General features: G+C 66.4%; 13 protein-coding genes and 1 tRNA gene. 10 read left to right on the top strand and 4 right to left on the bottom strand.

All coding sequences use genetic code 11. The features are described 5' to 3' along the window. Positions 1 to 63 precede the first annotated feature (63 nt). The 5 genes from GGR03_RS19425 (at position 64) to GGR03_RS19445 (ending at position 4,840) form a co-directional block, all read left to right on the top strand. Complete coding sequence (locus tag GGR03_RS19425; protein WP_183210416.1) at positions 64 to 1,107, top strand: tetratricopeptide repeat protein; 1,044 nt, start codon at positions 64 to 66, stop codon at positions 1,105 to 1,107. 64 nt (positions 1,108 to 1,171) lie between these two features. After that, entirely contained in the window at positions 1,172 to 2,608 is a 1,437-nt protein-coding gene (gene der / locus GGR03_RS19430; RefSeq protein ID WP_183210417.1) for a ribosome biogenesis GTPase Der, read from the top strand. Positions 2,609 to 2,748: 140 nt separating this feature from the next. Further along, positions 2,749 to 3,879, top strand: a complete 1,131-nt coding sequence (locus GGR03_RS19435) for a cell wall hydrolase (RefSeq protein WP_183210418.1) — start codon at positions 2,749 to 2,751, stop codon at positions 3,877 to 3,879. 135 nt (positions 3,880 to 4,014) lie between these two features. After that, positions 4,015 to 4,653: a bifunctional 4-hydroxy-2-oxoglutarate aldolase/2-dehydro-3-deoxy-phosphogluconate aldolase gene (eda, locus tag GGR03_RS19440; RefSeq protein ID WP_183210419.1), complete on the top strand. Its 639-nt coding sequence runs from the start codon at positions 4,015 to 4,017 to the stop codon at positions 4,651 to 4,653. Positions 4,654 to 4,765: 112 nt separating this feature from the next. Further along, a tRNA-Gly gene (locus GGR03_RS19445) sits at positions 4,766 to 4,840 on the top strand. A 48-nt stretch (positions 4,841 to 4,888) separates the two neighbouring features. Here GGR03_RS19445 and GGR03_RS19450 read toward each other — a convergent pair. Next, the gene (locus tag GGR03_RS19450; RefSeq protein WP_183210420.1) at positions 4,889 to 5,518 is read right to left on the bottom strand and encodes an FMN-dependent NADH-azoreductase; all 630 of its coding nucleotides are present in this window, start codon (positions 5,516 to 5,518) and stop codon (positions 4,889 to 4,891) included. A gap of 109 nt (positions 5,519 to 5,627) precedes the next feature. On the opposite strand from GGR03_RS19450, the gene GGR03_RS19455 reads away from it, so the two are divergent. Continuing rightward, positions 5,628 to 6,518 (top strand): LysR family transcriptional regulator, encoded by an 891-nt coding sequence (locus GGR03_RS19455; RefSeq protein ID WP_183210421.1) that lies wholly within the window; start codon positions 5,628 to 5,630, stop codon positions 6,516 to 6,518. A gap of 49 nt (positions 6,519 to 6,567) precedes the next feature. Here the strand turns inward: GGR03_RS19455 and GGR03_RS19460 are convergent, their stop codons facing one another. Next, positions 6,568 to 7,041 carry a GreA/GreB family elongation factor gene (locus GGR03_RS19460; RefSeq protein ID WP_183210422.1) on the bottom strand — a complete coding sequence of 158 codons (474 nt, stop codon included), beginning with the start codon at positions 7,039 to 7,041 and terminating at the stop codon, positions 6,568 to 6,570. Between the two features lie 191 nt (positions 7,042 to 7,232). Here GGR03_RS19460 and GGR03_RS19465 point away from each other — a divergent pair, with 191 nt between their 5' ends. The 3 genes from GGR03_RS19465 to GGR03_RS19475 all read left to right on the top strand — a co-directional run bounded on the left by GGR03_RS19465 (position 7,233) and on the right by GGR03_RS19475 (position 9,612). Continuing rightward, complete coding sequence (locus GGR03_RS19465; protein ID WP_183210423.1) at positions 7,233 to 7,442, top strand: hypothetical protein; 210 nt, start codon at positions 7,233 to 7,235, stop codon at positions 7,440 to 7,442. A gap of 183 nt (positions 7,443 to 7,625) precedes the next feature. Beyond that, positions 7,626 to 8,657, top strand: a complete 1,032-nt coding sequence (locus GGR03_RS19470; protein WP_183210424.1) for a hypothetical protein — start codon at positions 7,626 to 7,628, stop codon at positions 8,655 to 8,657. 1 nt (position 8,658) lies between these two features. Then, entirely contained in the window at positions 8,659 to 9,612 is a 954-nt protein-coding gene (locus GGR03_RS19475; RefSeq protein WP_183210425.1) for a hypothetical protein, read from the top strand. Positions 9,613 to 9,639: 27 nt separating this feature from the next. Here GGR03_RS19475 and GGR03_RS19480 read toward each other — a convergent pair whose 3' ends face one another. Further along, positions 9,640 to 11,613 (bottom strand): glycosyltransferase family 2 protein, encoded by a 1,974-nt coding sequence (locus GGR03_RS19480; protein WP_246368321.1) that lies wholly within the window; start codon positions 11,611 to 11,613, stop codon positions 9,640 to 9,642. Positions 11,614 to 11,734: 121 nt separating this feature from the next. Here GGR03_RS19480 and GGR03_RS19485 point away from each other — a divergent pair, with 121 nt between their 5' ends. Further along, positions 11,735 to 12,571 (top strand): transporter substrate-binding domain-containing protein, encoded by an 837-nt coding sequence (locus GGR03_RS19485; protein ID WP_246368250.1) that lies wholly within the window; start codon positions 11,735 to 11,737, stop codon positions 12,569 to 12,571. A gap of 10 nt (positions 12,572 to 12,581) precedes the next feature. Here the strand turns inward: GGR03_RS19485 and GGR03_RS19490 are convergent, their stop codons facing one another. Beyond that, positions 12,582 to 12,992, bottom strand: coding sequence for a tellurite resistance TerB family protein (locus tag GGR03_RS19490; protein WP_183210428.1), 411 nt, complete (start codon positions 12,990 to 12,992; stop codon positions 12,582 to 12,584). Between the last annotated feature and the right edge of the window lie 191 nt (positions 12,993 to 13,183).

The following is a 13,183-nucleotide window of genomic DNA, read 5'->3' on the forward strand; positions in this document are numbered from 1 at the left end:
CGTGCAGGCGTCCGCCGGACCCGGTGGAGCGACCACGCAGCCTTATCGCAAAAGAGTGGGTGGATGAGCGACGACAGTTTTATCCGGGAAGTCAACGAGGAACTGCGCCAGGACAAGGTCCAGGAGGCCTGGTCGAAGTTCGGCCGCTGGCTGCTGATCGGCGTTGCCATCCTGCTCGTTGCGACCGCTGCCTATGTCGGCTGGGACCGCTACCAGGCAGCCCAGGCCAATGTCTCGGGCGACCGGTATCTTGTGGCACTCGATCTGGCTGCCGCCGGCCAGCCGGACGAAGCCGTCGCGGCGCTAGAGGCGTTGATCGCGGATGGTCATGGCGCCTATCCGGATCTGGCGCGGATGCGCATCGGTTCGGTTCGGGAGGCACAGGGGCAGCCCCAGGAGGCCGTCGCGGCTTTCGACGCCGTTGCCGGTGACTCCAGCGCGCCGCAGCCGATCCGCGACATGGCGGCGGTACGTGCGGCCTACATCCTCGTCGACAGCGGTACGGTCGACGACGTGCGTGCCCGCGTCGAGCGGCTTACCGGCGACAGCGAGCCGCTGCGGTTCCCGGCGCGGGAAGCCATCGCGCTGGCTGCCTGGAAGGCCGGCGACACCGAGACCGCATCCGGCCTGTTCCAGCAGCTCGTCGACGATGCGGGGGCATCCAACGGCATTTCGGCCCGGGCCCGGCTGATGCTTGACGTCATCGCGTCAGGGGCACCGGCCGCCGAAGGCGCTGCCCCCGCAGCGCCGCAGCCGACGGCCGACCAGCCTGCGGCCGAAGCGCCGGTGCCGCCGGCCCAGCCCGCAGCGCCGGCCACGCCGGCTCCGCCGGCGACGGGTGCCGCCGCGCCTGAAAACGGCCTGGCACCGGACACCGCAACGCCGGCAACCGGCATGCCGGCCGCCGGTGCCGCGCCGACGGTGACCCTGCCGACGACGGATCTCGGTCTCGGCGGCGCGGACGTGCTACCCTCGGGCGCTGCCCCGGCTGTCGAAGATGCGGCGCCTGCGAGCGATACCCCGGAACCATCCGGCACCCCGCCGGCAGTGTCCGAGCCCGCCGCGCCCGCCGGCGATCCGGTGGCGCCCCAGGGCACCGTGAACTAGAATTTTTCCGGCGACGGGCTCACAGCCCGCCGCCCCATCGCTCCGGAGGAGCGCGGAGACCTCGATGGTCACCATTGCCATTATCGGCCGACCCAATGTCGGCAAATCGACGCTGTTCAACCGCCTCGTCGGCAAGCGCCTGGCGCTGGTCGACGACCGGCCGGGCGTCACGCGCGACCGTCGCTCCGGCGAGGCCTCGCTGATGGATCTCGAGTTTGAGATCATCGACACGGCCGGCCTGGAGATCACCGGGGCGGAAACGCTGGAAGGGCGCATGCGCGCCCAGACCGAGATCGCCATCGCTGCGGCCGACTGCGTCCTGTTCATGGTCGACGTGAAGGTCGGTCTGACGCCGCAGGATCTGGATTTCGCCGAGCTGTGCCGGCGGACCGCCGCCAAGGTGATCCTCGTCGCCAACAAGGCCGAGGCGCGCGGGGCGGAGTCCGGCGTGCTGGATGCCTATTCGCTCGGGCTGGGCGAGCCGATCGGCATCTCGGCCGAGCATGGCATGGGCATGGCCGAGCTGCGGGACGCGCTGGTTGAGGCGCTTGGTGTGGAGGCCTTTGCCGATCCGCTGGCCGAAGACGAGCCGGAATGGTGGGAAGAGGAAGCGCCCGAACTCGTTGCAGAAGGCGAAGACGGCGAGGAGCCCGAGGCGCCGCCCTACGACGACACCAAGCCGCTGCGGATCGCCATCGTCGGACGCCCGAACGCTGGCAAGTCGACGCTGATCAACCGCTTTCTCGGCGAAGACCGCATGTTGACCGGCCCGGAGGCCGGCATCACCCGCGACTCGATCTCGGTCGAGTGGGACTGGCGCGGCCGCAAGATCCGGATGTTCGACACGGCGGGTCTGCGCCGCAAGGCCCGGATCCAGGAGAAGCTCGAGAAGCTGTCGGTGGCCGACGCGCTGCGGGCGATCAAATATGCGGAGATCGTGGTCATCGTCTTCGACGTGACCATCCCGTTCGAGCGCCAGGACATGTCGATCGTCGACCTTATCGTGCGCGAGGGGCGGGCGCCGGTGATTGCCTTCAACAAATGGGACCTGATCGAGGACCGCCAGCCGGTGCTGGCGGAACTGCGGGAGAAGACCGAACGGCTGCTGCCGCAGGCGCGGGGCGTCAAGGCGGTCACCGTGTCGGGCGAGACCGGCGAGGGGATCGACCGGTTGATGAAGGCCATCGTCGAAACCCACGAAGTCTGGAACCGCCGGATCTCGACGGCAAAGCTTAACCAGTGGCTGAGTCGGACGATCGGCCACCACCCGCCGCCGGCTGTCGCGGGGCGACGGGTTAACATCAAGTATATGACGCAGGTTAAGAGCCGGCCACCGACCTTCATGATTTCGACATCCCGCCCGGAGGCTCTGGGGACATCATATACCCGCTATCTAATCAATGGTTTACGGGAAAGCTTCGAGCTTTTCGGGGTGCCGATCCGCCTCGGATTGCGCAAAACCGACAACCCCTTCGCGCCAAAACGCAAGCGTCCGTCTTGAAATCACCACGTTCTGTTAACCAAGAACTAAGGTTAATGGGGAATGTTCAACGACAGCCGTTGAACGAAATGCCAAAGACGATGGGGACATGAATGGGGGATGAGGGGCTGCAGGCCGCACCGCGCGTACAAGCTCGGACATTGAAGCGCGCGCTCCGCGCCGCCGTTCTCTGTGCAGGCACTGCAGTGATCGTCACCGTCTCCACTGGCAGCATCGCCTATCAGGACATGACGAGCACTCTCGGCGGCGTCAAACAGGCAAATCGCTGGCAAGCCTATTTCGTTCCATCCCCCGCCGGATCGATCGAAGCCGCGGAGATCGCCTTCGTCGGTCCTCGGCGCGGAGAGCTTCCGGAAGGCGCGGGCGTACGTGCCGGCGACGGTGCTCTCTTCACCCTCGATGCACCGCAGAAGGCTTTCGCGGCACCCGACGAAAGCCGCGTGCGCCGCGCCGAGAAGGGTGCCCGCGTCATCTCGCTCGCACCCGCCGAGTCGCTGCCGCCGCGCGGCTTCTCCGCCGGCTCGATCCTGGAGCGGCAGAGCCTGCTCGGACCGAGGGTCATAGGCCCCGCCGAGCGGGTGCGCCTCGCCTTTTCCAAGGTGACACAGACGACCCAGGAAGCGATGACCGTCGCGATGAATTTCCAGCTCAAGGGCCCGCCGAAGATCCTTGACGACGGCGGCGTCATGCTGGCTTCGCTGAAGCCGTCGACCGACGATACCGGCGCCCTTGGCTATGCGCCTTCCGGCCGCACCACCTCGCTCTTCGAGAATATCCTCAAGGAACAGCCGGAAGCCTTCGTCCCGCCGATCGGCGACAAGGATCATGCGTGGGCGGCGACGCCCTTGGCCGCCAGCGCGTTCAGCGCCAAGGAGCAGAACTGCCTCGCCAACGGCATCTATTTCGAGGCGCGCGGCGAATCCACGACAGGCCAGGCGGCCGTCGCGCAGGTGATCCTCAACCGTGTGCGCAATCCGGCCTATCCAAAGACGATCTGCGGCGTCGTCTACCAGAACAAGAACTGGCGCAATCGCTGCCAGTTCTCCTTCGCCTGCGACGGCAGCCGTCCACGCGTCGCCGACCGTAGCGCCTGGTCGCGCGCAAAGCGCGTCGCCGAGCAGGTCACCAAGGGCGATATCTGGCTGAACGAGGTCGGGTCGGCGACCCATTATCACGCCACTTACGTGCATCCGCGCTGGGCGAGCGCGATGGAGCGTGTCGACAAGATCGGCAAGCACATCTTCTACCGCACCTTCAACGGCGGCTGGTAAGCCCGCCGGCACCGTCCACCGACGGGCACGGCGCCGCGGTGTCTCCGGCGGCGCGGGCGGAGAAAACGTTTTCGCTCCACGCCCTCATGCTGTAGAGCCGGCCTTTCCCTCCCGCGTTCCAAACGGTCGGAATCCATGGCTCAGAACACCAAGCGTCTCTTCGAGATACTCACCGCCCAGCCGGTCGTGCCCGTCGTTGCGGTGGAGACCGCGGCCGAAGGCGTCGATCTGGCGCGCGCTCTCGTCGCCGGCGGTATCCGCTCGATCGAGGTGACGTTGCGCACGCCTGCGGCCCTCGACGCGATCCGCGCCATCTCCGAGGCTGTGCCCGAGGCGATCTGTGGTGCGGGCACCGTCCTGACGCCGAAGCAGCTCGACCAGGCGGAAGCGGCAGGCGCCAAGTTCATCGTCTCGCCTGGCGCGACGATGGAGCTGCTCGACGCGGCCCGTTCGTCGAGCGTGCCGCTGCTGCCCGGCTCGGCGACGGCCAGCGAGCTGATGGCGATGATCGAGGAAGGCTACGAGATCCTGAAGTTCTTCCCGGCACAGCAGATCGGCGGCGCGGCATTCCTGCGCTCCATCGCAACGGTCTTCCCGTCGCTGCGCTTCTGCCCCACGGGCGGCATTTCGATCGACAACGTGCGCGACTATCTCGCCCTGCCGAACGTGATCTGCGTCGGCGGCTCCTGGCTCGCACCAAAAGCCGCCGTCGCGGCCGGGGACTGGGACACCGTCACCCGCCTCGCCCGCGAGGCCGCCGCGCTCGCCGCCTGAGGCGGGCGTATCCTGCCTTCGTGAAGGGCAGGTGATGGGCTGCCGGCAGGTCGCTACGCCTCCTCGAATTCCGCTTGCGCCGGCTCGTCGGCACGGCTAGGTTCCGGCCGTTGCGGGCGTAGTTCAGCGGTAGAACGCAAGCTTCCCAAGCTTGATGTCGTGGGTTCGATCCCCATCGCCCGCTCCAGGCACTTCCCCGACGATACTCCCGAAGACGGAACCTTCTTTTGCGGGGTCAGGCGGCGTCCAGCAGCGGCTCGTTGGCCAACTCGCCGATCTTCAGCCGCGCTGCCTCTATGGCGGCGCTTCTGGTGTCGGGATCGATGGCGAGGCCCTCGGCCCGGACGAACGTGACGTCGCTGATGCCGATGAAGTTGAGCAGGGTACGCAGATGCGGCTCCTGCGAATCCATCACGGCTGCCGGACCCTCGGAATATTTGCCGCCCCGTGTCTCGATCACCAGAGCGCGCTTGCCCGTGAGCAGACCTTCCGGACCGGCGGCGCTGTAGCGGAATGTCTCGCCGGCGCGCAGCACGTGGTCGAACCAGGCCTTGAGCGTCGAGGCGATGCCGAAATTGTACATCGGTGCGCCGATGACGATCAGGTCGGCGGCACGGACTTCACCGACCAGCTGATCGGAGAGTGACCGGGCGGCTGCCTGCGCATCGTTGGCGGGCTCGGCGCTGCCGAAGGCGGTCGCCGAGTCCAGGCTGAAATGCGGAACCGGGTTCTGGCCGAGATCGCGGGCGGTGACGCGAAGCCCGGGATCGCGCGAGCGCAGCACGGTAACGGCTTCGTCGACCAGCTGGTTGGACACGGAAGCATCGCCCAGGGCGCTGCTGGTGATCGCGAGAACGGTGGACATCGGGAACCTCAGAGGTTTGGAGATACGGTGCCTCCTAGCTAGCGGTTCACATCATGCTTCAGAAGGCGCATCCTGCGCATTGCGATGTTGCATCAGATGGAACACCTGGATGAACGAACTCGAGGATCTGCGAAGCCTCGTCGAGGTGATCGAGACCGGCGGGCTCAACCGCGCCGCCACACGGCTCGGCGTCTCCAAGTCGATTGTCAGCCGGCGCATCGCACGGCTGGAAGCCGATCTCGGCACGCGGCTGCTGATCCGGACCAGCCGCGGCGTGAGCCCGACGGAGGCCGGACTGCAGTTCAAGGAGCGATGCGAGCGGATCCTAGGCGAGCTCGACGAAGCACGCGACGCGGTTGCGCGGGATGGCCGCGCGGTTGTCGGGCTCTTGCGTCTTTCGGTGCCGGAAGCGCTGAGCGGATGTCGTCTCACGCGCGTCTTTGCGAATCTGGCGCGGCTTCACCCGGAACTCGAGCTGGACGTGTCGTTCGACGATCGTCTGACCGATCTGGTCAGCGAGGGATATGACGCGGCGATCCGTATGGGAACCCTGCGCGATTCCGGTCTGATTGCCCGTCAGATCGGTCGCTTTCACTCGGTGGTGGCGGCCAGCCCGGACTATCTGGCTGCACACGGCACACCCCTCGTGCCCGAGGATCTGATGAATCACGAATGTCTGGTCTACAAAGGCCGGCTCACGCCGGAATGGCACTTCAGGTCCGGCGGTCGTCAGGTGGCGATCCGCCCGCGCGGCCGCCTCCGGTCGGACAGCGGCGGCGCCACGATCGAATGGGCGATTGCCGGGTTCGGCATCGTCGACGCGCCCTCGTTCCTCGTCGCCGACGCACTTGCGAGGGGAGGGCTTGTCCGCCTCTTTCCCGACTATGAGACGACGGAATACGGGATCTTCGTCGTTCGACCACCAGGGGCATATCTGCCACGGAAGGTCAGGGTCCTCATCGACGCGCTGGTGGAGAATTTCGGCGGCCAGGAGGCGTGAGACCCTCCCATTGGCGGGATGCCGGGAACCGCACCATCCTCGCCGGCGACTACACCTCGTGGGATATCTCGACGATTTCGGCGTCATCGGCGCCGGCCTTAACCACGTCGCCGACCTCCTTGCCGATGAGACTCTTCGCCAGCGGAGCAAGATAGGAGAGGAGGCCAGCCGCCGGGTCGCCCTCGTCGATCCCGACGATGCGGAAAGACTGGCGCCGGCCATCGGGCCGCTCGATCGTCACGCGGCTTCCGAACTGGACGATCTCGGAATCATGATCCGGCGCTGCCACCTCCGCCGTTGCATGTCGGGCGCGCCAATAGCGCAGGTCCCGATTGATGGTGGCGGCAGCAATCTTGTCGTCCGCCAGGCGGGCCGCCTCGAGATTGGCTTCCAGCGTCGCGATCTCCTTGTCGATCAACGCCAGACCATTGGCGGTCACGATGTTGAGATCCTCACCCAGCTCGCGATCCGGGAGGACCTCTACCTGGCTGTCATTGGGTTCCTTGACGAAGGCGACGCTCATTTCGATCAATCCTGCTTTTGATCCCGGGATATAGGGCGTGGTCGGCAGATTTCATCGGCAAGCCTCCAGCACGCGGTCTCCGCAGGGCGAGCCCGAACGATCCAACTTGACTCGGAAGTCGTAATATTGCTCCACGCCGAGAACTAGTCTATAGTGACGTAAAGTAAAGTAATGTAATAGAGGTGGCGGCCATGTACGCTCTGGTCAGGTCTCTGACGTTGCGAGCGATGCTCATAGAGCAATTGCCGGTTTTTGCGATAGCGTGGGTGATTGCCGAGTTCTTTTACAAGTTCAAGAGCTTCACGCTGGAATGCGCGGCGTTCCTGCTGACCTGGTTCCTGCTGGATGCTGCCGTCTCGAGGATACGGCTCCTGTTTTCATCCTCGCGCGGACCAACCTGATAGCCGACGGACCACCTGCCAGCGCGTGAAGTCGCTGTTTTGGAGGATCGCATGGGGTGTTGTGGTCGACAGAGCGCAGCAGGTCGAGACAATCTCGGCGTCTTCCGGCGGGCATGCTGGTTCTGCAAGGCGTGGCAGATACTCCGGCGGGGAAAGACGCCTTACGGCGATCCTTGCGTCACGGTGCCCGGACATCTGATCCGCAAGCCGGACCCGTGCATCTACAGCCAGTTCCTCCTGATGCAGCTGAATCAGCCCGTGACATGGGACAATCCGGATGTGCGGATCCTGAGCGGCGGCGTCGAACAATACACCTACGATCTCACCGCGGACACCGAGTACACAGTGGAGATTACCGTCCACAACAGCTCCCGCGACAAGCCGGCCGACGGGACGGCGGTCAGCATCCGGTGGATCGAGTTCGGTGCGGGCAGCCAAACCCGGCACGCAATCGCCGATCGCGTCGCCAACGTCCCGATCTGGCCCGGCACGGCCATCGTCACGGTGCCTTGGCGCACGCCCGCGACGCCTGGCCACTACTGTATCGAAGTCGAGCTTGCGCACCCGAACGACGGCAACCCGACCAACAATCTCGGCTGGAACAACACCCAGGTTCACGCCGCCCAGTCGCCGGTCGATCGCAGTATCCGGATCTTCAACCGCTACCCGCGTGACTGTCCGCCGGTGGACGAGGGGGGAGGCCCCTATCTCGATTATCGCCGGGCGATCTACGGGTGGGGTGCCCTGGGCGCGATCGGCGCATTGCTCTACGCCCATGTCGGCCACGAGGGCGGGATGGGCCACAGCTATGCCGTCTCCGTTCTTGCCTTCTACGCGATCGCGGCCGCAGCCGGGCTGGTCTTCTATCGGCTGCACAACGAACGGCTTCGGCCGAGGGCGGCCGTCGCCAGGGCCGCCACCGGCGGGCACGCCGACTGCCACCGCGTCGAGGTCACGGTGGATTCCTACGAATTCGACGACGCCACCGGAAAGGATTTCCATCCCGACACGGTGTTCGCCGGGCGCACTGTCGTCTGGCCAGCCCATGTCGACCCGCCGAGTTTCATCTTCCAGCCGGGTGAAGCCTTCCGAGACGTGACCTTTCATACCGACGCGCCGGATGATCCCGGCCCGCCGGGGCATTTCAACATCAATGTCAGGCAGGGTGGGGAACCCAGCGGCGGCGTGACCCTGACGATCACCCGGGGAGGCTGAAATGGCGGGCTGCAGCACCAGGCACGACGGCGCCGGCAATAGCGACGCCGCGGCCGAACGGGTTCTGAAATGGGTGCTCGGCGGCGCCGGCATCCTCGGCGCCGCGGGGTTTCTCGCCGCGGCCGAGATTGCTCTCGCCACCGGACCCGGTTTCCTGCTCGCCCTGGCGGTAATCCTCATCAGTGCCGGCGCGGGGGCCATCCTCGGCTTCTTCATCGGCTTCGCCGTCAACTGGTTCGACCGGCTTTTCGTCCAGAACCCGGCCGAGATCACCATGGCGGGCTGCGTCCTGTGTGCCGGCAAGAACACCGGTTACCCGCCCTTTCATGACAATGACTGGACCTTCAACCTCGGCGGATCGTCATTGGCGGTACTCGGACCCGCTGGCGCCGGCCTCACGGTCGATATCGTCCGCACCCGCGGGGCGCCGGGCGGGGGTCCGGCCTTCACCGTCATCGATCCAGCCTCCGGCCAACCGGCTTTCCACTGCGAGATAGGATCCCGGATCGGCGACTATGCCGCTGTCGGCGGGGCTGCCGGCTCCGTCGCGGGAGCGATCGCTGGTGCGGCGATTGGCGCCGCGATCTGCGTCGCCGCCGGCCTGGCGACCTTCGGCATCGGTGCCCTGGTCTGCCTCATCATCGTTGCGGCCATGATCGCGGTCGGCGCCTTCGCGGGCGGCGCCGTCGGCAACTCGATCGGTGCCGGGATCGGGTGGATCGCCGACGAAGTCCAGGACCTTGATGAACGCGGCGAGGCGATAAGCGCCGGCTGCATCATGAATTTCACCGGCCGGTGGATCACCGACTCAAGCCATCAGCACAACGAGATCCACGATATTGCCAGCGCCCAGTTGATCGAATGCAACGACTGCGTCACGGCGACCGGCTCGAGCTCGAGTGGGCTGATCGCTGCCGTCGGTATTGGTCGCCATCCCACGGGAAGGGACCCTTAGAGACCCACACGCGACGTCGCGCATTCGTCACGCATCCACACGGGGATCAAGCCGGTAACGCGCGTCGTGCGGGATGGCGCGGGACGCCATGTCGTGCGGCGTCTTCTCCCAGCGGTGGGGGGCAGTGAATAGTTGGGCGAGGGCCCGCACCGTCGCTGCCGCGATCATCACCCAGTAGATCGGCACGAGCGGGAAATACCGCACCAGCTTTCCCTCTTCCTTGTCCAGCGCCTGCTTGGACAAGGCGACGAAAAGTGCGTAGCCCCCGACCGCGTTGAACAGGTCGAGTGCCAGCAGCGCACCGAAGGAGACGCTGTCGGTTCCCTGCGCCACCGCTCGAACCAGCCCTGCACCGGCCACCGCGAGAAACAGCGGGTGCGCAACGGAAGAAGCCAGCATCCCGATGAAGAGCAGTTGGAACGTCAGGAAGCGGCGGGCTCCGAGTTCACGAAGCAGCAGCACCGGCTGGCGCATATGGACCAGATAGGTCTGCATCCAACCTTTCATCCAGCGGGTCCGCTGGCGGAACCAGATATCCAGTTTCTCCGGGGCGTGCTCCAGTGTCGGCAGGCCGATGGTCTCGATCCGGTAGCCTTTCCTGCAAAGCCGCATGCCGAGGTCGGCATCTTCGGTGACGTTGTGGGAGTCCCAGCCTCCGACATCGAGGAGCCGGGCACGGACGAAATGGTTGGAGGTGCCGCCGAGCGGCATCGGCAGGCCGTGGCGGCCGAGCCACGGCAGCAGCCGGCGGAACAGGGCGGCATATTCGAGCGCGAAGACGCCCGCGAGCCAGTTGTTGCCGCCATTGCCCACGACGAGCGGCGCCTGCAGGCACGCAAGCTCTCCCGGACCGCTCCGGAAGCGCGCATAGGCCTCGCGCAGCTGCCCCGGGTGCGGCACGTCCTCCGCATCGTAGAGCACGAGAAATTCCCCGGCTGTCAGCGGCAAGGCGAAGTTCAGTGCCTTCGGCTTCGTCCGGGGCTCCGAGGCCGGCACCTTGACGATCTCGAATTGCGGGCGGCGGTCGATCGCCTGTTCCACCACCGATATAGTGTCAGGATCATCGGCTTCGCAGACGATCTTGATCTCCAGGCGGCTGACCGGCCAATCAAGGCGGGATAGCGCATCGATCAGACGGTCGGCGACACCGCGTTCCCGGTGGAGCGCCACGAGCACGGAATAGAGGGGCTTCGGCTCGTCGGGCTCCGTCAACTGCGGCGTCACCTGAACGCGCCCCAGGACGGCCGCCAGGCGCAGACAAAGAGCCGCTGCAAACAGCGTGCCTACAATCAAATGAAGAAAGAAGAGGGTCGAGGAGGGGACGTGGGCTACGGCGGCCAGCAAGCCGCAGGCCAGCAGGGTCAGGACCATCGCCTGCGCGGGCTCCAGCACGTTGCGGGCCGATTGGCGCGGATGCGTGGCGGCAAGGCTCTCCGTGGCGGCATGCAGCCGCTGCCTCTCACTTTGCTGCGCGAGTGCCCTCTTGACGTCGCCGTCGGTGGTGACGCGGGCCCGGCGCGCAAAATCCGGCCGGGCGGCCAGAAACGCGCGGAGACGCGCCAGCCCGTCGGGCCGCGGCAGCAGGAACAGCTTGGTGTCGAGCCGCGCGTCACAGGTCTTCACCAGCCTTGGCAGGGCCGTCCGGTCGTTTGCCGCAAAGCCGATGATCCGATCGCCGGCAGCGATCGCTTCCACCGGCAGGGCGAGGCGCGTTGCCATTCGGGCAGCCAGCGTCTCGGCATCGCAGTGCCCGGCGGCGACAAGCTCGGCGGCCAGGTCGGTGCCGTTTCTGGCAGCTTCGGCCCGTGCCTCGGCAATTACCGAGGGTTCAAGCCCGAGGACGGCAGCTGCCTCGTCGTGACGCGCAGGCCGTCTTGCGACGTGCAATACGGAACGCGTCGGCACTGGGGGAAAGCTGCCGCTCGCCCCATTGCATGGCAGGGGCGGGGGCACATAAGGTCCGCCCGACATGGCCGGGTGATCCGAAACATCGTCGCGCATCGGTTCCACCTGATGGAATACCGGAGCACGACCGACGGGCTCGCCAGGGCCGCGCACGACTATCGTGAATGGGCGTTGACCTAGGGGAAACTAACCTATGAGGGAAAACCTCCCGCGGAAGTTGAATCTTCTTCTGCCGCTCATCTGTCTCCTGCTGCTCCCGCTCGCCGGCGTCGGAAACGCCCAGACCGTGGCGACGCCGAACTTCTACGACCAGCGCCAGCGGATGACCAAGCCGGATCTCGGCGGCCGCCAGCGCATACGTTTCCTGACAACGACCGACTATCCGCCGTTCAACTTTCTCGACCAGCGCGCCCGGCTCGCCGGCTTCAACGTCGATCTGGTGCGCGCGATCTGCGAGGAACTCGACATCCAGTCCCGCTGCCAGATCGAGGCGATGCCGTTCGGCGATCTGGTGGACGCGCTGAAAAGCGGGGAGGGAGAAGCGATCGTCGCCGGCATGGCGATGACGCCGGCGACGCGTGCGAGCCTTGCCTTCTCCGAGCCGTATCTGCGCTATCCGGCACGCTTCGTTACCCGCAAGGACCGGCCGTTGCCGAGCCCTATCGCTGAGGCTCTCGCCGGCAAGACAGTAGCGGTCGAGGAGGGCAGCGCCCATGCGGCCATGCTGGGCGCGTTCTTTCCGGACGTGACGCGGCAGAATTTCGCCACCCGCGCGGAAGCGCTGGCCGCCGTCAAGGAAAGCCGGGTCGACGCTTTCTTCAGCGACGGGGTCAGCCTGTCGTTCTGGCTGGAAAGCGACGCCGCCGAGGCCTGTTGCGTGTTTTCCGACGGGCCGTTCTTTTCCGACCGCTACCTCGGGGAGGGATTGGCGATCGCGGTCGCCCCGAACGACACGACGCTGGCGCGCTCGATCGACTACGCCATCGGCCAGATCGTCCAGAAGCAGCGCTTCTCGGAGCTGCTGCTGCGTTATTTCCCGGTCAGCCCGTTCTGAGGCTCGCGCCTCAAAGCCGTCGGTACCGCACCCGCGCCGAGTGCTCGATCGCCCCGCTGACCAGCCGGTCGAGTTCGAAGCCGTCGCGCAGCATTTCGAGGAAGCGCAGTTCCGGCTGGGAGGCCGCCACGTCCGAGGCCGCCACTTCGACGGCGAGGGCATAGGCGGTCTCGTAGAGCCGGGGCGGCACCGCCGACACAACGTTGGCGATGATCCTGTCGAGACCGTCCTCCTGCCCCAGCAACTCCCCGCAATGGCGGGCGATCTCGTCGAGCCGCGCCATGTCGAACCCCTCGAAGACCGGCAGCGTCCGCAAAAGGTCGCCGAGCTCCCGCAACTCCTTGTCGGTGATCGTTCCGTCTGCGGTGGCCATCGCGACCATGAGGTGGACGAAGGCTTCCTGCGGACCGGGCTCTGTCATCGACGGGGTCTCCTTGCTGAGGGTGTGATCCTGGAAGGCAGGGCTGGTGTGGCCGAGGCCAAAATTGGCGGCGCCCGCAGTCTTTTGGCGGGGCCCGTCGGGCTGGCGCGCGCGGTCGGGACATCTCCGCGATCTAGGTGCGGCCGGGCGGCGCGCAACCCCCGCGCAGCGGCTTTGTTGACGGGCTCGCG

This window comes from Aurantimonas endophytica, assembly GCF_014196845.1.
Taxonomy (GTDB): domain Bacteria; phylum Pseudomonadota; class Alphaproteobacteria; order Rhizobiales; family Rhizobiaceae; genus Aurantimonas; species Aurantimonas endophytica.